Source organism: Mycobacterium sp. 852014-52450_SCH5900713 (assembly GCF_001667075.1).
Lineage (GTDB): Bacteria > Actinomycetota > Actinomycetes > Mycobacteriales > Mycobacteriaceae > Mycobacterium.
In genome coordinates, this window is record NZ_LZIL01000066.1 from 122,932 (window position 1) to 143,855 (window position 20,924).

The following is a 20,924-nucleotide window of genomic DNA, read 5'->3' on the forward strand; positions in this document are numbered from 1 at the left end:
CCGCGTGGGTATGCCGGTCGCGTGATCATCATCGTCGGCGCGGGGGTGTGCGGGCTGGCCGCCGCCTACGAGCTGGCGCGGCACGGTGAGCCCGCGATCGTGCTGGAGCGCGGCCAGCCGTTCGGCGAGCAGTCCACGGGACCGGGCCGCATCTTCCGGATCGCGCACCGGCGCCCGGCGCTGTGCCGCCTCGCCTTGCGGGCTCGCACCGGTTGGCAGCGCTGGGAAGCCGAACTCGGCGTGGGCCGGCTGCTGGGCTCGGAGGGGTTCATCGCCGCCGGCGCCTGCGACGAAACCGCCGCGGCGATGACGGCGGCGGGCGCGGAGTTTCGCTGGGTGGACGCTGCGGAAATCGCCACGCGGATCCCGTTCGCGTCACCTCCGTGGGAGGGCGGTGTGCTCGATCCGCTCGGCGGCAGCCTGCGCGCCGGCAGCGCACTGTCCGCGTTGGCGCGGCGCGTCGAGATCCGGCGTGGTGACGTCGCGTCCGTCGCCGACGACGGTGAGACGACACTCGCGGACGGGACGGTGCTGCGGGGCGCGCGCGTGCTGATCTGTGCCGGGGTGCGGACGCCGGAACTCTTCGGCCCGCTCGGCGTCCAGTTCGCCCCGCACACTCGGTTCTCCTACGAGGGCGCCGACGCGACCGGCGCGGCGTGCCTGTCGGCGCCCGAGGGTTACGGGTTGCCGCTCGGCACGACGGGCCGGTGGGCGTTCGGGCAGGAGGTGCCGGACCCTGTGACGGTACGCGCGCTGTTCCCGTCGCTTTCGCCGGTGAGCCGCGTGGACTGCGTGACGGTCCGCGCGCCGTGGCTCGACTCGGGCGGTGACGGCTGGATTGTGGCGCGCCGCGGCCGCGTCACCGCGTTCGTCGGCAGCAACCCGATGAAGTTCGGTCCGCTGCTGGGTGAACTGCTCGCGCAGGCTGTCCTGGAGGACGAGCTGCCCAATTCGCTTCAGACAGTGTCGGATTGATGTCTACCACTCACGGGTCAGCGGCCAACGCCACCTTGTCGCCAGCGTTGGGAAAACTTCCGTCGGCAAATCTAGTTGCGCTGCAGCATCATTCGCTTTTACATCGCTCTCGGCACGGCGCGCGTTCCGAAGCTGCGACTGAACCCGTCGCAGTGACGGTCAGCCGTGGGGCGCCTCGGAAATCTTGGTGTCCGGCTTGCCCAACGTCTGGCAATAGGTCAGAGCCGACAGTCGGGTGGCCGAGATCTCAGCATTGGCGGGGTCCGTGCCGTTTTTGTCCTTCAGCATCTTGCTGACCTCGTCGTTCTGCTTCTTCTCGTCCTGCGAGGTGAAGTCCTTGCACTTGGTGTCGCCGCCGGTGTTGATGACCTGTGAGGCCGAACACGCGCTGGACAGCAGCACGGCGGCGATCGCGAACGTGGCAGCCGCGATTTGCTTCATCATTTGCCTTCCTGGAGCCGAGTAGTGGTATCAGTACACCAAATCGACCGATTTGAAACCCCGCCGTGCGATTGCCCCGATGACCCAGCCGTTTGCGCCGCGTGCATCTCGCCGGCGAATGGGAATAACTGCCACGTCCAAGTCGTCGTTTAGGGTTCGTCGGTTCCCGCCGCGCCGAGACCAGAGGGGAGGAACGCCCGGTGCCCGCGTCCAAAGGGTCAACTCCAACGTCGACTTTGGCCGCGCTGGACAAGGGTGACAGCCCGGATGCGGCCCGCGGCGCGTTCGCCGGCGTCCTGGTGTTGTTGCTGTCCATCGGCTGGGTGGCCAACCACTTCGTCGCGTTGATGCCCTTGCTCAGCGTTCGGCAGCACCTCAGCTCGGCCACGCTCGATGCGATCTTCGGGATCTATGCGCTGGGATTGCTGCCCGGTCTGCTCGCCGGCGGGCGCGCCTCGGATGCGTTCGGCCGTCGGTCGGTGGCACTGGCGGGGTCGGCGACCGCTGTGGCAGGAACCGTGGCCATGTTGTGTTCGCAGCAGTACGACGTTCTGCTGCTAGGACGCCTGGTCGTCGGGCTCGGGGTCGGGCTGGCCATGAGTTCCTGCACCGCGTGGGCCTCGGACCTGAGAGGTCCCGCCGGTGCGGCCGCCGCAGGCGCGGTCTTGATGGCGGGCTTCGCGATCGGCCCATTCGCGGGAGCGTTGATCGCGCGCGCGGGTCCAGTCGGCATCCGGCTGTCGTTCGGGATCGCGGCCGCCATCGGACTGGCCGCGATGGCCGTCGCGGTCGTTGTGGCGGGGCGCGCGGGGGCCACGGGGCCGGAGACCACACAGGTTTGGGAGCCGTCGAGCACCGCCGGGCAGGGTGCGGCGCGGGCGATGAGTTGGGCGATGCCGCTGGCGCCGTGGGTGTTCGCCTCGGCGACACTCGGATTCATCACCATCCCCGGCCGCGTGCACACCGGGCTCGCGGCTCCGATGGCTGCCGGCATCGCCACGCTGCTGGTCAACGGGGTCAGCGGGCTCATCCAAGTGCTCGCCCGCGCGCGCCGGTGGGGGCCGCAGGCCGGCACCGCCGGCGCGGTGCTCGCCGCGCTCGGCTACGCGGTCACCGCGCTCGCCCCGCCGGCCATGTCGCCGGCGTTGGGTCTGCCGCTGTTCCTGGTGCTGGGCAGCGCGTCCGGTCTGTGTCTGCGCGAGGGCTTGATCGACCTGGAGGCGGCGGCGCCGAAACGCTTGCGCGGTGCGCTCGTTGGCGCGTTCTACGTGGTGACGTACATCGGTTTCGGCCTGCCGCTGATCTTGACGACGGTCGAGCCGGCGGTTTCGACGGCCATCCTCGCCGTGATGGCGGTGCTGGCGTTGCTGACGGCCGTGAGTCGCGCGGTTCGACTCCGCCGAGACGCCCACCGCCAGGGCTGACCGCCGCTGATCACAGGAGTTCGCGCAGAGTCTCGATCAGCTTGATCCGCTCGGCGGGTGTGGACGCGATGGGCGAGACGTTGAGGGTGGTAACCCCTGCCTGCCGGAACGCGGCCAGGCGATCCTTGACGAATTCGCGGCTACCAATGAGGTTCACGTCTCGCACGAGTTCGTCGGGCACGACCTTCGCGGCGCCGTCCTTGTCACCGGCGAGGTAGAGCTCTTGAATCCGATCGGCCTGCGGGCCGTAGCCGTACTTGGTGGCCAGGGCGTGGTAGAAGTTCTTGCCCTTGGCGCCCATTCCGCCGATGTACAGGGCCAGGTGGGGTTTGACGAATTCCCTTAGTGGTTCCACGTTTTCGCCGATGGCCAGCACCGGTCCGGCGTAGATGTCGAGCTCACCCAGATTGGGGTCGCGCTTGGCCCGGCCGGCGGCCAGCGCGTCTCCCCACACCTCGTGCGCCTTCTCGGGCAGGTAGAAGATCGGCTGCCAACCCTCGGCGACCTCGGCCGCCAGCTCGACGTTCTTGGGCCCCAGCGCCGCCACCAGTATCGGAATGCGTTCCCGAACAGGCTGATTGATGAGCTTGAGCGGCTTGCCGAGGCCGGTGCCCTGCCCGGCGGGCAGTGGAATCGTGTAGTACTTGCCCTGGTGTTTGAGCGTCTCGCGTCGCCACACCTGGCGGCAGATGTCGATCACTTCGCGGGTGCGTGCGATCGGCGCGTCGTACGGGACACCGTGGAAGCCCTCGATGACCTGCGGGCCGGAAGCGCCCAGGCCGAGGGTGAACCGACCGTCGGAGACGTAGTCGAGACCGGCGGCGGTCATCGCGGTCAGCGTGGGCGTTCGGGTGTAGAGCTGCAGGATCCCCGAGGCCAGTCCGACCGTGTCGGTACTGGCGGCCAGGTACCCCAGCGCGCTCACCGCGTCGAACGAATATGCCTCGGGGACAAAGACAATGTCGAGTCCGGCCCGTTCCAGGTCGGCCACTTCGGCGGCCACGTCCTTGAAACCGCCCGCGTAGTTGATGCCCAATCCGACTCGCATGATCGTTTGCTCCTAGGCGGTGGCGAACTCGTCGGCCAGCTCGAGCGCTTCTTGCTGGATTCGGTCGAACTGGGCGCCCATGGCCTCCGACAGCGCCTTTGCGCCCGATAGCGGTCGGACCATCACCACGAAGTCGTCGATGAGACCGTCGTCGTTGAAGTGCAGGAAGTCGCAACCGGTGATCCTCACCCCCGGCGCTCCGGCGATTCCGGTCTCGAACACGAGCGCGTGGTCGCGACCGCTGCCGTCGTGGATCTCGCGGACGTAGTGAAAGTCCTCGAAGATGCGCATGACACCGCGCAGGATCGCCGCGGTGATCGGCTTGCCGACGTAGGGCTTGAACGCCACCGGGCTGATGAACACCACGTCGTCGGCCAGCAGGGCCTGGATGCCCTTCTCGTCACGTTCTTCGACCGCCTTGCGGAACGGATGCATCCGACACCTCACCTAGTGAATTCGTTTCAGGAGTGCCGTTGACGCTATGCCGCCGGCCCCGCCGTGTCCATAGTGCGATTAATCACTTTGTTGATTACTCACCCCGTTGTAGCCTGGGTCGATGTCGCTACGGGATGCGGTATTGGCGGCCCTCCTCGAGGGGGAGTCATCCGGGTACGACCTGGCCAAGGAATTCGACGCCTCGGTCGCGAACTTCTGGATGGCCACGCCGCAGCAGCTGTACCGCGAACTCGACCGGCTCGCCGAGCAGGGTCTCATCGCGGCGCGGGTGGTGCACCAAGAGCGGCGGCCGAACAAGCGCCTGTTCTCGCTGACCGATGCCGGCCGCGAGGCGATCCAGGAGTTCACCGCGCGGCCGCCCAAGCCGTCGGTGGTCCGCGACGAACTGCTGGTCAAGCTCCAGGCCGCAGACGCCGGCGACACGCGCGCGGTGCGTGAGTCCATCGTCGAACGGCTGCAATGGGCCACGGCCAAACTGCAACGATACGAACGGTTGCGTGCGCGCGTGCTCGACGGACGCGACGAGGAGGACTTCCTGGCCCACGCCCCGCGAATCGGCCCGTACCTGACGCTGCTCCGCGGAATCGCGTTCGAGGAGGAGAACGTTCGGTGGGCCGAGCGCGCGCTGGCCGCCCTTGATCGCCGCCTGGCCGCGCCGGCCAGGAAGACCCGTGCACGTCGTCGGTGATCGGCAGCCTCGGCCGGGGTTGGTGTCAACGCGGGGCGGTCCAGCGCTCCCTACCTCCAGGCGAAGACCGGTTGCTCCAGCTCGCCGACTGGGTCGTGACAGCCTTCCAGACACCACCACCGCAGCTGCAGGAGCACGGCGCCGGTCGGTGCATGAATGAGGTCGTTCCCCAGTGGGATCTGCACGACCGGGCGGGGACTCTCCGGGATGGTGATGAACCGCGGCGAATCGGCGCGTTGCAGTTGGTGCAGCCCCACCCGGTACACCGCCACCACCTCGTCGGGCGCCGGCCGGGGGTCGAGCCGGCCGCCACCCCAGATCACCACCGGGGTGATGACGTACCCGGAGCGGGTCGGGTAGTCGTCCAGGAGTCCCAGCACGGTCGAGGGGGGCAGGGTGATGCCGACTTCCTCGTGCAGTTCCCGCAGTGCCGCGTCGGCGGCGGTCTCACCCGGGTCGAGCCGCCCACCGGGCAGTGCCCACTGCGCAGCATGTGAGGTGAGACGGGATGCCCTGCGGCACAACAGGAATGCCGCGCCCCCGGACACGTCGACCATCCGGCCGTCGAGGCCGGCCTCCGGCAGCGGGCGGTCACCGTTCCACTCGTCGACCGGCGCCGGGTCGACCCGGTCCTCGCCGAGGGTCGAGTCCACCAGCACCACGGCAACCGCCGCGTGCCGCTTCGTCGGGTCGGTCACCTCGCGACGGTCATGCCCCGCCAGATGCCCCCGAATCCGCTCACACAGCGCATCGTCATACGGGATGGTCACGGGTTCGAGACTATGCGGGGGCCGCCCGCGGTCGACGATCCACCGCCGCAATGACAATCCTGGTACCCGATGAACGCCCAGCGCGCCGGCCTCGTAGGTGTCCATGAACGGGAGGAGACGGATGAAGGTCATCGGTATCGAGGAGCACTACAGGTTTGCGGCCATAGCCGAAGAACACCAGGGCCTGGATTCGGCGACCGAACTGCTGACGCACGCGGGCTACGGCTCCCCCGGAGCGGATGGGGAGTGGCCGCCGGGCATCAACGACCTCGGCGAGGGCCGGATCGCCGCGATGGACGCCGCGGGCATCGACGTGCAGATCCTCTCGCACGCCGTCCCGGGCCCCGAGACGCTGGAACCCGCGGTGGCGGTCGAGCTGGCGCGGCGGGCCAACGACGAGGTGGCGGCGGCGATTGGCCGCTACCCGGATCGGTTCCGCGGCTTCGCCACCCTGCCCATGCGCGACCCGGCGGCGGCCGCCGGCGAGCTCGAGCGCACCGTCCACGACCACGGCTTCGTGGGCGCCCTGATCAACGGCCATGTCAACGGCCGCTACCTCGACGACACCTTCTTCTGGCCGGTTTTCGAATCCGCCGAAACGCTCGGCGTGCCAGTCTTTTTGCACCCCACCGTGCCGCCGCAGGCGGTCATCGACGCCTACTACGCCGGCTTCGATCGCAAGATAACGGCACGGTTGGCGGCCGCCGGGGTCGGCTGGCATATCGACACCGGGGTGCACTGCCTGCGGCTGATCCTCAGTGGGGTGTTCGACCGCTTTCCGCAGCTGCAGATCATCGTGGGCCACCACTTCGAGGCGCTGAGCTGGATGGGATGGCGGACCGATTACTCATTTCCGATAGCCGAGACGGGCCTCAAGCGCACGGTGAAGGAGTACCTGCGGGAGAACTTCTACGGCGGCATCCTCGCCGGTGACTTTTTCAGCCAGCAGCCCGGCGCGATGGATCCCAGTTGGAGCCTGTCGTTCAACGCCTACCTGGCGATGGTCAACGTCATCGGGATCGACCGCGTCGTCTTCACCGCCGACTATCCCTACGGAAACATCAAGGCGTGCCGGGAGTTTCTCGATCGGATGCCGATCAGCCAAGCCGACCGCGAGAAGATCGCCCACCGCAATGCCGAGCGCCTGCTGAGGCTTTGAGCACCGGCAACCCTCGGGGTGGTTAACTACGACCATGCAACGAGAACCGGTGCTGGCGCGACGTTTCTTCGACCGGTTCGAGCCGGTGCACGCGGTGACGTATTTCGCGCCGGAGGCGCGGGCCGCGTTGGACGGGCTGGGCTACCGCGGTTTCTGGATGGGTTACTTCGCCGCCCGGTCGGCACCGCTGGGGATAGTCCCCCGCGAGGTCATCACCGCGATCTTCTACAACTTCGCGCCCGAGCGGGTCGCCAAGGCCCTGCCCGCGGCATGGCAGATCGCGGGGCCCGACGCGGCGTCGCGCGCCCGGCAGGAGTCCGCGGTCGCCGCACTACGCCGCTACGGACTCGACTCGAACGAAAATGTCCGCACCGCAGCGGAATTGGCGGGCAAGGCGGCGCGGCGCGCACCGCTCGACGCGCGGCCGCTGTTCGCCGCGAACCTGGCACTGCCGTGGCCGGACGATCCGCTCGCCGCGCTGTGGCACGCGACCACGTTGCTGCGTGAGCACCGTGGCGACGGGCACGTCGCCGTGCTGGCGGCCGCCGGCATCTCGGGCCGCGACTCCAATGTCTTACACGCCGCGGCGGGTGGGGTTCCTCGCGAATACATCGCCCGCACCCGCGATTACGACGAAGCCGCGTGGCGGCACCACGAGCGGCGCCTGGCCGAGCGCGGGCTGCTCGACGACGACGGGGCGCTGACGGCGGCCGGCCGGGAACTCAAGGATCACATCGAGCGGTCCACCGACACGCTCGCCCTGTCGGCGCTCGATGCGCTCAGCGACGACGAGGTGGAGACGCTGTTTCGGGCTCTCACACCCCTCACCCGCGCCGTGGTCGCCGGAGGGGACGTCCCAGACCTCACGCCAATGGGCCTGCGCCGCGACGAATTGTACGACAACAGCGCACATTTGAGCGTGACCGACGGGTTAGCCTAAACCTTATGAGCAGCCAGCGAATCCCCGGCGGGGTGGTGCACAAGCTTCCGGCGGACCTGCGCGAGTCGTTGATCGGCAACACCGCGGCCCTCGCCGCGTGGAAAGACATCACGCCCCTGGCCCGCAACGAGTTCATCTGCTGGGTCGAGGACGCCAAGCAGAAAACCACGCGGCAGCGCCGCATTCGCCGGACGCAGGAGGAGCTGGAAGAAGGCAAGCGCCGGCCATGCTGCTGGCCGGGGTGCAAGCACCGCGAGCGCACCGGCAAGTAGCTGTCAGCGGGCGAGCGGTTTGTAGAAGACCAGGCCGTTGCCCTTGTTGTCGTAGACCACCGCGCGGCGTTCGTGTGCGTCGTCGTACGGGGCCTTGACGATGCCGCCGCCGCTGGCCTCCACCGCCTTCGCCGCGGCGTCGACGTCGGCGGTCTTGATGCCGACAACGACGTGACCCGGGATCGGATGGTCCACGGGGGTCGCCAGTGCGAGAGTGACCGACCCGCCGTCGAGGGCTGCGAAGTGCGCCCCGTCGCGGAATTTCAGCGGCATGCCCAGCGTCTCGCCGTAGAACCGGATCGACTCGTCGAGGTCGTCGGTCGACAGGATGATCATTTTCACTTCGTGCTCGCTCACGGTGCCTCCTCTGGCTGGATGGCATAGAGACTAGGCCGGGAGGGCTGCTCGGGGAAGGCGCCGAGCGGCAGATTCATTGCGCAGGGCGAGATTCAGGTGCGGCCGGCCGGAACAATCTGCCCGTCAAGGTAATCCATCGGCGGCCCGTCCCCGCGTCCGGCGTCGCGGTCGGCCACCGCGGTGGCCAGGACAGCGCCGTCCTGAATGGTTCCGACGATCTCGACCCGGTCGTTGACCGTGAAATGCGTAGCGGCCGCAGCGGATTGGCCACCGTGACCAATAAGCGTCGTGTTGGGGGTGACAAGGTAGGTCTGGGTGTAGCCGTTGGCGCTGCGCGCGGTGACCGAGCCCGCCGACACCGCAATCACCGTGCCCACTTGCCGCACCGGCTGCGCAGCCGCCGGCGGCTCCTGGCTCGCCTCGATCGTTCGCTTTTCGCTGTGCGGGACGTTGAGCACCAGCGCCGCACACGCCGCCGCACACAGCATCGCAGCCGAAGCGACTTCACATACCGTTGCGACACCCGACCGGCGCAGCGCACCCGCCCGCGGTCTTTGCTCCGGGGTCACGCTCATCCGATGCCTGGCACCCACGATCAGTCCTTCCCTGCGGTTTTGCGCCGACGAAGGTCGGCGCGTACCGAATCAGGTTGTTGCTCGTGGATTTACCCCGGGCGGGGTGCCGATAAACCGGCCCGGCGGACCACTTGTGGGCCGGCCGGATCAGTGCCGGGGTGGTCAGCCCTTGGTCAGGGTGAACTGCGCGACGTCGGTGTAGCCCTCGCGGAACAGGTCGGCGCAACCGGTGAGGTACTTCATGTACCGGTCGTACACCTCTTGGGACTGAATCGCGATGGCCTCGTCGCGGCGCGACTCGAGCGCGGCCGACCAGGTGTCGAGGGTGCGCGCGTAGTGCAGGCGCAGCGGCTGGACGAGCTTGACGCCGAAGCCGGCGCGCTCGGCGTGCTCCACCACGGTCTTCGCGGCGGGCAGGTCACCGCCCGGGAAGATCTCGTCCATGATGAATTTCATGAACCGCAGCTTCGTCATGGTGATGGGCAGCCCGCGCTCGGCGAACTCTTCCTGGCTGGGCTGGATGATGGTGTGCAGCATCATCACGCCGTCGGCGGGCAGCGCCTCGTAGGCCATCTTGAAAAAGTCGGGGTAGCGGTCGCGCCCGAAATGCTCGAAGGCGCCGATGGAGACGATGCGGTCCACCTTTTCGTCGAACTGCTCCCAGCCCTGCAGCAGCACGCGCTTGCTGCGCGGGCTGGGATGCTGGTCCAGCCGCTGCTGCACATGCGCCTGCTGGTTGCGGCTCAGGGTCAGGCCGACGACGTTGACGTCGTACCGCTCGAGCGCCCGGACGATGGTGGTGCCCCAGCCGCAGCCGATGTCGAGCAGCGTCTGGCCCGCTTGCAGCCCGAGCTTGCCGAGCGACAGGTCGACCTTCGCGAGCTGCGCCTCTTCCAGGGTCATGTCGTCGCGCTCGAAGTACGCGCAGCTGTAGGTGCGCGTCGGGTCCAGGAACAACGCGAAGAACTCATCGGACAGGTCATAGTGGGCCTGAACGTCGTCGAAATGCGGCTCTAGGCTCACGGGCTCGCTGCGGTTCTCAGGCACAAACAACCTCTGACTGTGGTGGATTTTTGCGGCGCGCGATCGAGGGCGATCAACACGCTGGTGCCCTAGTGTATCCGGACGGTGTATGCACCCCTTCTGGAGTGTTCCCGGTCGGTTGACTGGCCCGCCGCTATGGGACACCATGGCCGCGAACCGCTGCGGTGAGGGAGGTGGGGCGGCGCGATGGCTGACATCACCATGTTGATCCTCGCCGACCACGAGTGGTTCCGCGAACAGTTCGCCCAGCTGGACTACCTGCAGGCGCAGGATCCGACCGACGAAACCGCCCTGACGCGGGTGTGGCGTCCTCTTGCCGACAAGCTCGACGTGCACGCCTATATTGAAGAGAAGATCTTCTACCCGCAATTGCTGAAGCGGGGCACCGACGACGCCGAGGGCGAGACGCTCGACGCCATCGGGGATCACAACGACATTCGCGACGGGGTGCGCGACGCCAACGCAGCCCGGGTCGGCAGCGAGCAGTGGTGGGCGGCGGTCGGCCGCACCCGGGAGGCCAACGACGAGCACATGGGCGAAGAGGAGCGGGAAGGGTTGTCCGACTTCCGTCGCGCCGCCCCCATCGGCCTTCGCGAAGCGCTCGGGCGGCAATACAGCGACTTCATGGCCGAGCACCCCACCACCGAGGGGTTGCCGATCGTCGACCGCGACCCTGAGCGCTACGTCGAGGATATCGAGGCCACCACGCAGTCGAAGCCGCAGGAGCAGTCAACCCCCCAGGATTTCTCGCTTCGCATCGGCAGCCTGAAAGGTCAGTGAGTTCCCGCCGACCTTGCCGCGGCCGCTACGATCGGCCACCGGTCGATGGACACTATAGAGCCGGTTGGGAGTGCGATTTTGTTCGGCCCGCGAGACTTCTGGGTACGCAATTCGTCGATGAATGCACGGGGCCGCCGGAGGAAATGGGCACGCAAAGACATCAGGGTCGCCGACCCGGCCATGCGCCAAACCATCATGGGGACCGCGATCGGCAACTTCATGGAGTGGTACGACTTCGGCGTCTACGGCTACATCGCCACCACCATCGCCCAGGTTTTCTACCCGGGTAAGAGCGTCAGCGGTGTCCACCTCATCGCCACGTTCGGCACGCTGGCCGCGGCGTTCGTGGTGCGCCCGCTGGGCGGGTTCATCTTCGGCCCGCTCGGCGACCGCATCGGACGACACCGGGTCCTTGTCGTCACCATCCTGATGATGACGGTGAGCACCACCGTGACCGGTTTGTTGCCCGGCTACAGCACCATCGGCATCTGGGCGCCGATCCTGCTCGTCATCGCCCGCATATTCCAGGGCTTGTCGACCGGCGGTGAGTATGTCGGCGCGATGACCTATCTGGTCGAGCAGGCCCCCGACCATAAACGCGGCATGATGGTCGGGTTTCTGCCGATGGGCAACCTGGTCGGCTTCGTGCTTGCCGGGATGATGGTGACCGGGCTGCAGACCTGGCTCCCCGACGACGCCATGCTGGCTTACGGCTGGCGGATCCCCCTGCTGCTGGGCGCGCCCTTCGGCCTGTTCGCGCTGTTCCTGCGGCTACGGCTCAAGGAGTCATCCGCCTACCAGAACGCGACGGAGGGCGCGCCGCACTCGGGCGGGCGTAAACAACAATTTCGGCGCACCGTCGTGGATCAGTGGCGGGGGCTGCTGATCTGCGCGGCTCTGGTGCTGACCTCTCAGGTCGCCGACTTCATGCTGACCGGCTACCTGCCGACGTACCTCAAGCTGTTCGTGCGCGTCGGCCACACCGCCGGGCTGGTGATGATCGTGGTGACGCTGGCGATCCTGATGGTCACCGTGGTGCTCGTCGCCGCGTTGTCCGACCGCATCGGCGTCAAACCCATCATGTGGACGGGCTGCGCACTGCTGGTCGTGGGTTCCATTCCGGCGTTCCTGCTCATCCGCTTCGGCGCCATCTACCCGGTGATCTTCCTCGGGGTGCTGCTGATCGGGCTGATGGAGCTGTGCTTCGACAGCACAGCTCCCGCGATGCTGCCGGCCCTGTTCCCCACCAACGTGCGCTACGGATCGCTGGCCATCTCGTACAACATCTCGATATCGGCGGTCGGCGGCACCACGCCGCTGATCGCCCAGGCGCTGGTGTCGGGCACCGGCAACGTCATGGCACCCGCCTACATGTTGATCTTCGGTGGACTGGTGGGCGCCGTCACGCTGCTGTTCACGCCCGAGGTCGCCAGGAAGCCGCTGCCCGGCTCCGGGCCCGCGGTGGAAAGCGAGCGGGAGGCGCGCGAGCTGGCCGACGACGTCAGGTGATCTAAAGGCATTGGGAAAGAAGCGCTTTCAACGGGCGCGCACCACGACGTTTATTTCGCGCATTCCGGCCTACTCCTAATGCATGAGAACCGCTTTTCACCATCGGTTGGGGACGCTCACCGAACAACTCGGGGCGATGTGCGCGATGGCCGGAGAGGCGATCGGACAGGCCACGGTTGCGCTGCTGAAGGCCGACCTGGCCCTGGCGGAACGGGTCATCGCGGGCCAGGAGGACGTCGTCGCCGTCAACGCTCGCGTCGAGGAGACCGCGTTCACTCTGCTGGCATTGCAGGCCCCGGTGGCCACCGATTTGCGGGCGGTGGTCAGTGGCATTCGGATCGCCGCGGATGCCCAGCGGATGGGGGCGCTGGCGGTCCACGTGGCCGAGATCGCCCGCATGCGCCATCCCCGCAATGCCGTACCCGAAGACGTGCGCCGACAGGTCGCCGAGATGGGTGAGGTGGCCGAGCTGTTGGCCGGTGTCGCCCGAGAAGTGTTGCTGGACCGGGATCCTCGCCGAGCGGCACAGATTCGCCGCGACGACGACGCGATGGACGAACTGCATCGCCAATTGCTGGCGGCGCTGGTGGATCCCGGATGGCCGTATGGTGTCGCCGCCGCGGTGGACGTCACCCTGTTGGGGCGCTTCTACGAGAGGTTCGCCGACCACGCCGTTCAGATTGCTCGGCGGGTCATCTTCCAAGCCACCGGGCATTAGGCCGAAACCGGCTGCCACCAAACGGGTTTCGGCGGCCTGTGTGAGAAGCCCCGGCTTGGGTATATAAGCGATGTGCTTCCTCGTCATCGTCGTCCCATCGCCCCCGCCGGCTCCCCACCCGGGCCGGCGCGCTGATGGCGAATCCCAAGCCGGTTCCCGACGACCTGCGTCGGTTGGCCGCGGCACACGGGGTGGCCACCTCCTACCGCAACGAGCGGCGCGAGCCCGTCGAGGTCGACGCCGACGTCGTGATCCGCGTGCTCGGCCTGCTCGACGTCGACGCCGCCAGCGAAGCCGACCGTCGCCGCGAGTTGGCCAAGCTGGCCGAGCGCGACCGCGCCGGCGCCCTGCCCCCCACCGTTTCCGTCCGCCTGGATGGGCGGCCCCGGCCGCTGCCCGGCGCGGCCGTCCTGGTGAGCGAGGACGGCGACCGCACCGAGGTGCGCGACGAGCTGCCCGACGACCTGACCCCCGGCTGGTATCGGCTGCAGCTGCGCGACGGGCGGGAGGCCACCCTGGTCGCCGCGCCACCCCAGGTGCCCGCGGCCCCCGCCACCTGGGGCTGGATGCTGCAGCTCTACGCCCTCCGATCGGCCCGCTCCTGGGGCATCGGCGACCTGGGCGACCTGCGGGAGTTTATGAACTGGACCGTCGCCGAGCACGGTGCCGGCGCGGTGCTGCTCAACCCGCTCAGCGCGCCCGGGCCGACCCATCCGGTGCAGCCGTCGCCCTACACCCCCTCCAGCCGACGGTTCGCCAACCCGCTGGCGCTGCGCGTCGAGGACCTCGACGCGTACCGCCGGGCCGACCCGGACACCCGCGCCGAGGTGGATGCGCTGCGGGTCTCGGCAACGACCGAACGCATCGACCACGACCTCGTGTGGGCGGCCAAGCGGTCGGCGCTGGAGCTGCTCTGGCGCGCCGAGGGCCGGCCCAGTCCGCTGGACGGATCGGCCGCCGGCACGGGCCTGCGCGACTGGGCCACGTATTGCGCACTGGCCGAGCGGCACGGCGGCCGGTGGAGCCGCTGGCCCGAGCCCCTGCGTGACGTCGCCGGGCCGGCCGTCGCGGCGGCGCGGCGAGAGTTGGCGCCCCGGGTGGCGTTCCACGCCTGGGTGCAGCAGCGCTGCGCCGAGCAGCTGGTCGCCGTGCGCGACACCGCCCGAAGCGCGGGGATGGCCCTGGGGGTGTTGCACGACCTCCCCGTCGGGGTCGACGCCGAGGGCGCGGACGCGTGGGCGCTGGCCGACGTGCTCGCCACCGGGGTCAGTGTCGGGGCGCCACCGGACAACTTCACTCCCCGCGGACAGGACTGGGGGTTGCCGCCGTGGCGGCCGGACCGCCTCGCCGCCACCGGCTACGCCGCCCTGCGCGACATGCTGCGCGCCGTCGTGACCTACGCCGACGGCCTGCGGATCGACCATGTCGCCGGCCTGTGGCGGTTGTGGTGGATTCCCCCGGGCGACGGTCCGGATCGGGGCACCTACGTGCACTATGACGCCGACGTGATGCTCGCCGTCCTCGCCCTGGAGGCACACCGGGCCGGAGCCACCGTGGTCGGCGAGGACCTGGGCACCGTCGAACCGGAGGTGACTGAGGCGCTGGCCGGCAACGGGATGCTCGGGTGCGCGGTGTCCTGGTTCACCCGCGACGAGTCCGCCCCCGGGGAGCCGCTGCTGACGCCGCCACAATGGCCGTCGCGGGCGGCCGCCAGCCTGTCCACCCACGACCTGCCCACCGCCGCGGGCTTCCTGCGCGCCGAGCACGTGCGGGCCCGCGCCGATCTCGGGCTGCTCGACGACGTGGCGGGCGAGCAGTCGGTGGCCGACAAGGAGCGGGCCGAATGGTTGGAGCTGCTGCGGTCCGAGGGCCTGCTTGACGGCCCGGATCCGGATGAGGCGGCGATCATCACCGCGATGCACCGGTTGCTGGCGGCGACACCGAGCCGCCTGAAGTTGATTTCGCCTTACGACGTGTTGGCCGAACCCCGGCAGCCCAATCTGCCGGGCACGATCGACGAGTACCCGAACTGGCGGCTCCCGCTCGCGCAGACACTGGAGGAGCTACGTGCCGACCCCAGGGTCGCCGAGATCACCGCCGCCTTCCGCGAGTCGCCGTAACCGAGTCTCACGCGTGCCGCAGCACCAGCAGCTCGCTGGTCAGTGTCCCCTCGTCGAGCAGCCGCCCGATCTGTGCGCTTTGGCGTTCGGCCAGTTGCCAGGCCTCCGTGTGCCCGTGCCGGTCGCTCAGGGCGTCCGTCACGGCGTCGACGCGCTCGTTCCACGCGTCGGAGATCGGCGGAAGGTCCGCGGTGCCGAGCCGCTGCTCGACGTGCAGCGACGCGCGCCGAACCAGGTCGAGTAGCCCGCCGGGCGTCGGGAAATGGTTGCCGTCCAACGTCTCGTTCGCTTTGTCGCCGTGGGCGAGAAAGACGAGCAGGCCGATCCGGCCGCCCGGCCGGACGACACGGCGCAGCTCCTCGAGGACCGTGAGGTGATCCGGTGTCGTGCTCAACACGCCAAGTGCCCACGCGGCGTCGAAGCTCGAGTCCGCCACCGGTAGGGCCGACCCCAGCGCGCACGCCACCGGGAAGCCGAACAACTTCTTCGCCGCGCGGCACGCACCTGTCTCCGGCTCGATGAGCACCGGCCGCACCGAGCGCTCTCGCGCCGCGTAGGCCGCGGGGCCCCCGACGCCCGCCCCGGAGTCCAGCAACGTGGAACCGGGCGCCAGGCCCATCTCCGCTATCAACCAATCGAGGGCGGCCGGACTGCCACTGCCCCGGCACCCGGCGGGCACGTAATAATCCGGCCCGAGGTCGGCGGCCACCTGCGCGGTCCACTCGGCGACGGTGTCGAACTCTGCCTCCATCGCTTCCGTCATCGACGCCCCTCCACTCGTATTCGGCGACCGACCTCCGCCTTGATTTCCGCACCGATGCGCCCGCCCGCCGCGGACGCCAAACCGGACACGTTGACTCCCTCGACGCCTTCGATCGAGAGCAGCGCGCGCGCCGCGGCCACCGCTGCCTCGATCCCGGCGGACACCGGATCCGGCGCGCCCAAAACCTGTTCCGTCACGGCCCGATCGAGTTCCAGGCCGGGCAAGCCTTGCAGCACCGCCGCGGACACGGCGTCGGTGAACACCGCCACCGCCGCGATCACCGGGATCGCCAGACCCGCCGCCCGGGCCGCCCTCACGAAGTCGGCCACCATCTCGGGACGGGGCACGTGGTTGAGGACGGCCAGGCTCGCTCCGGCCCGTTGCTTCTGGACCAACCGGGCGGGCCGGTCTGCTACGGGCGGGGCGGTGGGCGTTTCGGGCGCCGCGGCGACCATTCCCGTCGAAGCGGCCAGCGAAACCAGGCGCGGCCCGTCGAGGTCGAAGGTCTGCGTGACGTCCGGACGCACGTCGTAGCCGCGCCCGTCGCCCGTCACGCACAACACCGTCTCCACGTTGATGCTGCGCAACCCCCGCAGCTCCTGCTCGAGCACCACGCGGTTGCGGTCGCGGCACGACAACGTGATCCAGGGCGTCACGCCGGCGTCGAGGAGCAGTGACCCCATGAGCGTCGGCGGAAAATCGGGCTTGTTCTGGTGCTCCCCGACCAGGACGGCGTCGCACCCCGGCGCCAGCACGGCCGCGGTCGCCGCGACGTCCTGGCGATCGAACGGGGTGCAACTGAAATCGGTGAGCACCAGTGGCGCGCGAGCGGGACGCGCCGCGTGCTGACGGCCAGACCACGCCACCACGCCGTCGAACGCGCACGCGCCCGGGCGCATCTCGCATTGGCCGTCGGGCCGCACCCCGCCGCACGGTCCGAACTCCATTCGTTTCGGACACTCCAAACCCGCCGACATCTCACTCCCCGTGCGCCAGTGTTCGCATCGATGTACCCCAACGACCGCGCCCGCAAGCCCTCGGGCCGGGACCGGATTCGGAGTGCTGTTTCGGGATTAGCAAACGTTCCCGGCGGCTACTAGGAGATGGGCGTGTACCGCGCGGACGGTGCAGCGAAACGAACGGGGTTGACCATGGAACCGATATCGCCGACTGATGCGCTGTTCCTCATCGGCGAGTCCCGCGAGCACCCGATGCACGTGGGATCGCTTCAGCTCTTCGAGCCGCCCGAGGACGCCGGGCCCCATTTCGTCCGCGAGGCCTATCAGGCCATGCTCGAGTGCACGGATGTGCAACCGCTGTTCCGCAAGCACCCGGCCTTCTTCGGTGGTCTGACCAACCTCGCGTGGTCGTTCGACAACGACGTCGAGCTCGACTACCACCTGCGCCGCTCGGCCCTCCCGGAGCCCGGGCGGGTCCGCGATCTGCTGGAGCTGGCGTCCCGGCTGCACGGCAGCCTGCTCGACCGCCACCGCCCGATGTGGGAAGCCCACCTCGTCGAGGGCCTCCAGGACGGTCGGTACGCCGTGTACACGAAGTACCACCACTCCCTCATGGACGGCGTGTCCGCGATGCGGCTGGTGCAGCGCGCGTTCACCCCCGACCCGGACGACGACGAGGTGCGCGTCCCGTGGACCCTGGGGCCGCGCAAACGCAGCAAGGAACACAAAAGTCAGTCACTGCTCGAGCGCGCCGGCCGCACCGCGGGGTCGGCGCTCGCCCTGGCGCCATCCACCCTCAAACTGGCCCGGGCGGCGCTGCTCGAACAGCAACTCACACTCCCGTTCCGCGCGCCGCGCAGCATGTTCAACGTCCGGATCGGCGGTGCCCGGCGAGTGGCCGCACAGTCGTGGTCGCTGGACCGGATCAAGGCGATCAAGTCGGCGGCCGGAGTGACGGTCAACGACGTCGTGCTCGCCATGTGCTCCGGGGCCCTGCGGGCCTACCTCTTGGAGCAAGATGCCCTGCCCGACGCCCCACTGACCGCGATGGTGCCGGTCAATCTGCGCAAGACCGACGACGACCGCGGCGGCAACCTGGTCGGAACGTTCCTGTGCAACCTGGCGACCGACCTCGACGACGCGGGGCGGCGCCTCGAGATCGTCAGCACGTCGATCCGCGACACCAAAGACGTGTTCCAGCAACTGCCACCGGTGCAGCAACTGGCACTGTCGGCGTTCAACATCGGCGGCCTGTTCTTCGGGCTGATCCCCGGGTACCTGTCGGCGGCCTCACCGCCCTTCAACATCGTCATCTCCAACGTCTCCACCGGTCCCTCCGAGCCGCTGTATTGGCGGGGCGCCCGGTTGGACGGCAACTATCCGCTGTCCATCCCACTCGACGGGCAGGCGGTCAACATCACGGTCACCAACAACGCCGACAACCTCGACTTCGGTCTGGTGGGCTGCCGCCGCAGCATCCCGCACCTGCAGCGGCTGCTGGGCCACCTGGAGACCTCGTTGAAAGACCTCGAGCGCGCCACCGGCGTGTGAGCGGGTGACGGCTAGGGCCTGGTGGTGTAGTCCAGGCACACCGTCGTGCCGTTGGGCCGCGCGTTGATGGTGCAGTGGTCGGCGAGCGCGTGCATCAGCAGGAGGCCGCGGGATCGCCGGGGATCGTTGAGCCGCTGCGGCGCGGGGGGGTGCCAGGATCCACGATCGCTGACGCACACGCTGATCGATTGGGCGGCGGGATCGTAGCTGGCCTGCAGTTTCATGGTGCCGACCGTGGTCTGGGCGCGGTACGCGTGCTCGACGCAGTTGGCCAGCGCCTCATTGACGCCCAGAATGATGTCGTCGCGCACTTCAGCCGGGGCCTCCGTCACTTCCTGGAGCCACCGGCGCAGGGCGCGGCGCAGTTCCGCCGCTGTGACGGCGTCGGCGGCACCAGCGCAGGTCAATCGCGCGGGCGTGACGACCCTGGGTGGAAGTAGTGAGGTCATGCTAAGGACATACCCCGGTGCGGGTGGGGTGCTAAACCCCTTCGCGTCTCGCTTTGGCAACGGGCGGGTACACGTTCGGAATCGGGTTGCCGTACAACGACATACAGAGGGATCCTATGGAATTCCGTGCCTTCATCGAACCGCAACAGGGCGCCCGTTATGCCGATCAGGTCGCCGTCGCCCAAACCGCTGAGCAGCTGGGCTTTGCAGCGTTTTTCCGGTCCGACCACTACCTGGCGATGAGCGGCGACGGCCTACCGGGTCCCACCGACTCGTGGGTGACCCTGGGCGCAATCGCGCGGGAGACGTCGAGCATCCGGCTCGGCACCCTGGTGACCTCCGCAACGTTTCGCCATCCGGGTCCGCTGGCCATCGCGGTGGCGCAAGTGGACGACATGAGCGCGGGGCGTGTCGAACTCGGACTGGGCAGCGGCTGGTTCGAGAAGGAGCATCAGGCGTACGGGATTCCCTTTCCTCCGCTGCGGGAGAGGTTCGACCGGCTCAGCGAACAGCTCGCCATCGTCACAGCGCTGTGGACGACGCCGCCCGGTGAGACCTTCGACTACGCCGGCAAGTACTACACCATCACCGGCTCGCCGGCGCTGCCCAAACCGACGCAGACCCCGCATCCGCCTATCGTCATCGGCGGTCTCGGCGCCAAACGCACTCCGCAGCTGGCGGCGAAGTACGCGGCCGAGTTCAACATTCCCTTCGCGCCGATCGACGTGGCCGAGAAGCAATTTCAGCGGGTGGCGGACGCGGTCACCGAGGCGGGCAGGCCGGCCGACTCGATGGTCTACTCGAGCGCATTCGTGCTCTGCGCCGGGCGCCGCGACCGCGAGGTGGCCCGCCGCGCCGACGCGATCGGCCGCAACCTCGACGAGTTGCGCTCGAACAGCCCGCTGGTCGGCACTCCCGCGCAGATCGTCGACAACTTGGGCGGGTGGAAACACCTCGGCGTGCAGCGCGTCTACACCCAGCTGCTGGACCTAACCGATCTCGGGCACCTGGAACTACTGGCGAGTGAGGTTATGCCGCAACTGCTTTGAGGCTCACACGGACTCGGCCTCGGCGCGTTCCTCCTCGAGCCGATCCTTGCTCCTCAGCAGCCGCAGCAACGTCACGAAGAGCAGCCCGCCGATCATGTTGCCCACCACGGTGTAGCCGAACCAGCCCAGCCATGTCAGATAACCGAACGGCGCCTTCCCGGTAACCAGCGCGCCGAAGATCAGCAACGAATCCAGAATCGAATGGAACAACCGCAGCCCGGCGAGCAGGAACGCTGCGGCGACGGCGGCCGCGATCTTGGCCGGCACGGAATCGGTGCCGTGTTGCATCCGGGTCATCAGCGTGATGACCATGCCGCCGAGGATCGCCAAAACCATGCTCTGCGCCGACACCGGCGCGGTGGCGAAATGGGTGCCGGACTCGATCGTCTGGGCGTGCAGCTCTGGGAAGCCCGTCATGATCAACCACATGATCACCCAGCCGCCGACGAGGTTGGCGAACATGGTGCCGCCCCATAGTTTGGCCAGCTGGCGGAGGCTGGCGCGTTTGGCGGCCACGGTCACGACGGGAATGATGAAGCCCTCGGTGAACAGCTCGCTGCGGCCCAGCAGCAGGGCCAGGAAACCGATCGAGAAAGCCAATCCGGCCAACAGCGGCCGGTGGGTGGCGTCCAACACCGACAGGTAGGCGAGCACCCCGATTCCCACCTCGGTCCCGCCGAAAAAGCCGGTGACCAACACGCCGCGCCAGGTGCGGTGCAGACGCTGGGTGCCCTCGCTCAGCATCCTGCTGAACGCGTCCTCGAGCTCGTCCTCGATGGGACTGTTGGTGTCTCCGAGCTCGCGTTGGGTCGTGTCACTCATGGTGGATGGCCTAGTACCCGTTAATCGGGGCTGGACCATCCGGTGTGAGGCATCT

Annotated in this window: 23 protein-coding genes; 12 read left to right on the forward strand and 11 right to left on the reverse strand. The window is 68.6% G+C overall.

Going from position 1 to position 20,924, the window contains the following annotated elements; genetic code table 11:
• Positions 1-21: 21 nt before the first annotated feature.
• Complete coding sequence (locus A5773_RS20420) at positions 22-975, forward strand: FAD-binding oxidoreductase (RefSeq protein WP_067792335.1); 954 nt, start codon at positions 22-24, stop codon at positions 973-975.
• A 159-nt stretch (positions 976-1,134) separates the two neighbouring features.
• Here A5773_RS20420 and A5773_RS20425 read toward each other — a convergent pair whose 3' ends face one another.
• Positions 1,135-1,419 (reverse strand): hypothetical protein, encoded by a 285-nt coding sequence (locus tag A5773_RS20425; RefSeq protein ID WP_066953571.1) that lies wholly within the window; start codon positions 1,417-1,419, stop codon positions 1,135-1,137.
• A 197-nt stretch (positions 1,420-1,616) separates the two neighbouring features.
• Here A5773_RS20425 and A5773_RS20430 point away from each other — a divergent pair, with 197 nt between their 5' ends.
• Positions 1,617-2,840: an MFS transporter gene (locus tag A5773_RS20430; RefSeq protein ID WP_232001913.1), complete on the forward strand. Its 1,224-nt coding sequence runs from the start codon at positions 1,617-1,619 to the stop codon at positions 2,838-2,840.
• 10 nt (positions 2,841-2,850) lie between these two features.
• Here A5773_RS20430 and A5773_RS20435 read toward each other — a convergent pair whose 3' ends face one another.
• Together A5773_RS20435 and A5773_RS20440 are read right to left on the reverse strand one after the other, a co-directional pair.
• The gene (locus A5773_RS20435) at positions 2,851-3,888 is read right to left on the reverse strand and encodes an LLM class F420-dependent oxidoreductase (RefSeq protein ID WP_067792338.1); all 1,038 of its coding nucleotides are present in this window, start codon (positions 3,886-3,888) and stop codon (positions 2,851-2,853) included.
• A gap of 12 nt (positions 3,889-3,900) precedes the next feature.
• On the reverse strand, positions 3,901-4,323 hold the full coding sequence (locus tag A5773_RS20440; RefSeq protein WP_066953574.1) for a nuclear transport factor 2 family protein: 423 nt from the start codon (positions 4,321-4,323) through the stop codon (positions 3,901-3,903).
• Positions 4,324-4,444: 121 nt separating this feature from the next.
• Between A5773_RS20440 and A5773_RS20445 the strand changes: the two genes are divergently transcribed.
• Positions 4,445-5,032, forward strand: a complete 588-nt coding sequence (locus A5773_RS20445) for a PadR family transcriptional regulator (RefSeq protein ID WP_066953575.1) — start codon at positions 4,445-4,447, stop codon at positions 5,030-5,032.
• A gap of 50 nt (positions 5,033-5,082) precedes the next feature.
• Here A5773_RS20445 and A5773_RS20450 read toward each other — a convergent pair whose 3' ends face one another.
• Positions 5,083-5,802: a CoA pyrophosphatase gene (locus A5773_RS20450; protein ID WP_066953619.1), complete on the reverse strand. Its 720-nt coding sequence runs from the start codon at positions 5,800-5,802 to the stop codon at positions 5,083-5,085.
• Positions 5,803-5,923: 121 nt separating this feature from the next.
• Here A5773_RS20450 and A5773_RS20455 point away from each other — a divergent pair, with 121 nt between their 5' ends.
• Genes A5773_RS20455 through A5773_RS20465 form a run of 3 tightly spaced genes read left to right on the forward strand, consistent with a single transcriptional unit; the run spans position 5,924 to position 8,173 of the window.
• Positions 5,924-6,961, forward strand: a complete 1,038-nt coding sequence (locus tag A5773_RS20455; RefSeq protein WP_066953576.1) for an amidohydrolase family protein — start codon at positions 5,924-5,926, stop codon at positions 6,959-6,961.
• A 34-nt stretch (positions 6,962-6,995) separates the two neighbouring features.
• Positions 6,996-7,901, forward strand: coding sequence for a hypothetical protein (locus A5773_RS20460; RefSeq protein WP_066953577.1), 906 nt, complete (start codon positions 6,996-6,998; stop codon positions 7,899-7,901).
• 5 nt (positions 7,902-7,906) lie between these two features.
• Positions 7,907-8,173, forward strand: a complete 267-nt coding sequence (locus A5773_RS20465; RefSeq protein ID WP_066953578.1) for a YdeI/OmpD-associated family protein — start codon at positions 7,907-7,909, stop codon at positions 8,171-8,173.
• Positions 8,174-8,176: 3 nt separating this feature from the next.
• Here A5773_RS20465 and A5773_RS20470 read toward each other — a convergent pair whose 3' ends face one another.
• The 3 genes from A5773_RS20470 to A5773_RS20480 form a co-directional block, all read right to left on the reverse strand.
• Complete coding sequence (locus A5773_RS20470; RefSeq protein ID WP_066953579.1) at positions 8,177-8,530, reverse strand: VOC family protein; 354 nt, start codon at positions 8,528-8,530, stop codon at positions 8,177-8,179.
• A 92-nt stretch (positions 8,531-8,622) separates the two neighbouring features.
• Positions 8,623-9,105 carry a DUF5666 domain-containing protein gene (locus A5773_RS20475; RefSeq protein WP_231989176.1) on the reverse strand — a complete coding sequence of 161 codons (483 nt, stop codon included), beginning with the start codon at positions 9,103-9,105 and terminating at the stop codon, positions 8,623-8,625.
• 162 nt (positions 9,106-9,267) lie between these two features.
• Positions 9,268-10,152 (reverse strand): cyclopropane mycolic acid synthase family methyltransferase, encoded by an 885-nt coding sequence (locus A5773_RS20480; protein ID WP_066953582.1) that lies wholly within the window; start codon positions 10,150-10,152, stop codon positions 9,268-9,270.
• Positions 10,153-10,335: 183 nt separating this feature from the next.
• Here A5773_RS20480 and A5773_RS20485 point away from each other — a divergent pair, with 183 nt between their 5' ends.
• The 4 genes from A5773_RS20485 to malQ all read left to right on the forward strand — a co-directional run bounded on the left by A5773_RS20485 (position 10,336) and on the right by malQ (position 15,276).
• A complete protein-coding gene (locus tag A5773_RS20485; RefSeq protein WP_066953586.1) occupies positions 10,336-10,929 on the forward strand; it encodes a hemerythrin domain-containing protein in 594 nt (197 codons plus the stop codon).
• A 180-nt stretch (positions 10,930-11,109) separates the two neighbouring features.
• Positions 11,110-12,438, forward strand: a complete 1,329-nt coding sequence (locus A5773_RS20490; protein WP_066953588.1) for an MFS transporter — start codon at positions 11,110-11,112, stop codon at positions 12,436-12,438.
• A gap of 82 nt (positions 12,439-12,520) precedes the next feature.
• Positions 12,521-13,156, forward strand: coding sequence for a phosphate signaling complex protein PhoU (phoU, locus tag A5773_RS20495; RefSeq protein WP_066953589.1), 636 nt, complete (start codon positions 12,521-12,523; stop codon positions 13,154-13,156).
• Positions 13,157-13,290: 134 nt separating this feature from the next.
• Positions 13,291-15,276: a 4-alpha-glucanotransferase gene (gene malQ, locus A5773_RS20500; protein ID WP_066953591.1), complete on the forward strand. Its 1,986-nt coding sequence runs from the start codon at positions 13,291-13,293 to the stop codon at positions 15,274-15,276.
• 7 nt (positions 15,277-15,283) lie between these two features.
• On the opposite strand, the gene A5773_RS20505 is transcribed toward malQ, so the two are convergent.
• Together A5773_RS20505 and A5773_RS20510 are read right to left on the reverse strand one after the other, a co-directional pair.
• Complete coding sequence (locus A5773_RS20505) at positions 15,284-16,039, reverse strand: class I SAM-dependent methyltransferase (protein WP_066953593.1); 756 nt, start codon at positions 16,037-16,039, stop codon at positions 15,284-15,286.
• Complete coding sequence (locus A5773_RS20510; protein WP_066953595.1) at positions 16,036-17,016, reverse strand: methylenetetrahydrofolate reductase C-terminal domain-containing protein; 981 nt, start codon at positions 17,014-17,016, stop codon at positions 16,036-16,038. The genes A5773_RS20505 and A5773_RS20510 overlap by 4 nt, the downstream gene beginning before the upstream one ends.
• Positions 17,017-17,190: 174 nt before the next feature.
• On the opposite strand from A5773_RS20510, the gene A5773_RS20515 reads away from it, so the two are divergent.
• Positions 17,191-18,549: a wax ester/triacylglycerol synthase family O-acyltransferase gene (locus A5773_RS20515; protein WP_066953596.1), complete on the forward strand. Its 1,359-nt coding sequence runs from the start codon at positions 17,191-17,193 to the stop codon at positions 18,547-18,549.
• A gap of 11 nt (positions 18,550-18,560) precedes the next feature.
• Here the strand turns inward: A5773_RS20515 and A5773_RS20520 are convergent, their stop codons facing one another.
• Entirely contained in the window at positions 18,561-18,998 is a 438-nt protein-coding gene (locus A5773_RS20520) for an ATP-binding protein (protein ID WP_066953597.1), read from the reverse strand.
• 116 nt (positions 18,999-19,114) lie between these two features.
• On the opposite strand from A5773_RS20520, the gene A5773_RS20525 reads away from it, so the two are divergent.
• Positions 19,115-20,047: an LLM class F420-dependent oxidoreductase gene (locus A5773_RS20525; protein ID WP_066953598.1), complete on the forward strand. Its 933-nt coding sequence runs from the start codon at positions 19,115-19,117 to the stop codon at positions 20,045-20,047.
• 3 nt (positions 20,048-20,050) lie between these two features.
• Here the strand turns inward: A5773_RS20525 and A5773_RS20530 are convergent, their stop codons facing one another.
• On the reverse strand, positions 20,051-20,869 hold the full coding sequence (locus tag A5773_RS20530) for a formate/nitrite transporter family protein (RefSeq protein WP_066953599.1): 819 nt from the start codon (positions 20,867-20,869) through the stop codon (positions 20,051-20,053).
• Positions 20,870-20,924 lie beyond the last annotated feature (55 nt).

What these genes read in the sequence shown, in the direction of transcription:
- A5773_RS20505 (WP_066953593.1), bottom strand. Translation starts at nt 16,039, where the DNA reads ATGACGGAAGCGATGGAGGCAGAGTTCGACACCGTCGCCGAGTGGACC.
- A5773_RS20440 (WP_066953574.1), bottom strand. Translation starts at nt 4,323, where the DNA reads ATGCATCCGTTCCGCAAGGCGGTCGAAGAACGTGACGAGAAGGGCATC.
- A5773_RS20515 (WP_066953596.1), top strand. Translation starts at nt 17,191, where the DNA reads ATGGAACCGATATCGCCGACTGATGCGCTGTTCCTCATCGGCGAGTCC.
- A5773_RS20475 (WP_231989176.1), bottom strand. Translation starts at nt 9,105, where the DNA reads ATGAGCGTGACCCCGGAGCAAAGACCGCGGGCGGGTGCGCTGCGCCGG.
- A5773_RS20435 (WP_067792338.1), bottom strand. Translation starts at nt 3,888, where the DNA reads ATGCGAGTCGGATTGGGCATCAACTACGCGGGCGGTTTCAAGGACGTG.
- malQ (WP_066953591.1), top strand. Translation starts at nt 13,291, where the DNA reads ATGGCGAATCCCAAGCCGGTTCCCGACGACCTGCGTCGGTTGGCCGCG.
- A5773_RS20525 (WP_066953598.1), top strand. Translation starts at nt 19,115, where the DNA reads ATGGAATTCCGTGCCTTCATCGAACCGCAACAGGGCGCCCGTTATGCC.
- A5773_RS20445 (WP_066953575.1), top strand. Translation starts at nt 4,445, where the DNA reads ATGTCGCTACGGGATGCGGTATTGGCGGCCCTCCTCGAGGGGGAGTCA.
- A5773_RS20460 (WP_066953577.1), top strand. Translation starts at nt 6,996, where the DNA reads ATGCAACGAGAACCGGTGCTGGCGCGACGTTTCTTCGACCGGTTCGAG.
- A5773_RS20510 (WP_066953595.1), bottom strand. Translation starts at nt 17,016, where the DNA reads ATGTCGGCGGGTTTGGAGTGTCCGAAACGAATGGAGTTCGGACCGTGC.
- A5773_RS20485 (WP_066953586.1), top strand. Translation starts at nt 10,336, where the DNA reads ATGGCTGACATCACCATGTTGATCCTCGCCGACCACGAGTGGTTCCGC.
- phoU (WP_066953589.1), top strand. Translation starts at nt 12,521, where the DNA reads ATGAGAACCGCTTTTCACCATCGGTTGGGGACGCTCACCGAACAACTC.
- A5773_RS20520 (WP_066953597.1), bottom strand. Translation starts at nt 18,998, where the DNA reads ATGACCTCACTACTTCCACCCAGGGTCGTCACGCCCGCGCGATTGACC.
- A5773_RS20455 (WP_066953576.1), top strand. Translation starts at nt 5,924, where the DNA reads ATGAAGGTCATCGGTATCGAGGAGCACTACAGGTTTGCGGCCATAGCC.
- A5773_RS20425 (WP_066953571.1), bottom strand. Translation starts at nt 1,419, where the DNA reads ATGATGAAGCAAATCGCGGCTGCCACGTTCGCGATCGCCGCCGTGCTG.
- A5773_RS20530 (WP_066953599.1), bottom strand. Translation starts at nt 20,869, where the DNA reads ATGAGTGACACGACCCAACGCGAGCTCGGAGACACCAACAGTCCCATC.
- A5773_RS20490 (WP_066953588.1), top strand. Translation starts at nt 11,110, where the DNA reads ATGCGCCAAACCATCATGGGGACCGCGATCGGCAACTTCATGGAGTGG.
- A5773_RS20465 (WP_066953578.1), top strand. Translation starts at nt 7,907, where the DNA reads ATGAGCAGCCAGCGAATCCCCGGCGGGGTGGTGCACAAGCTTCCGGCG.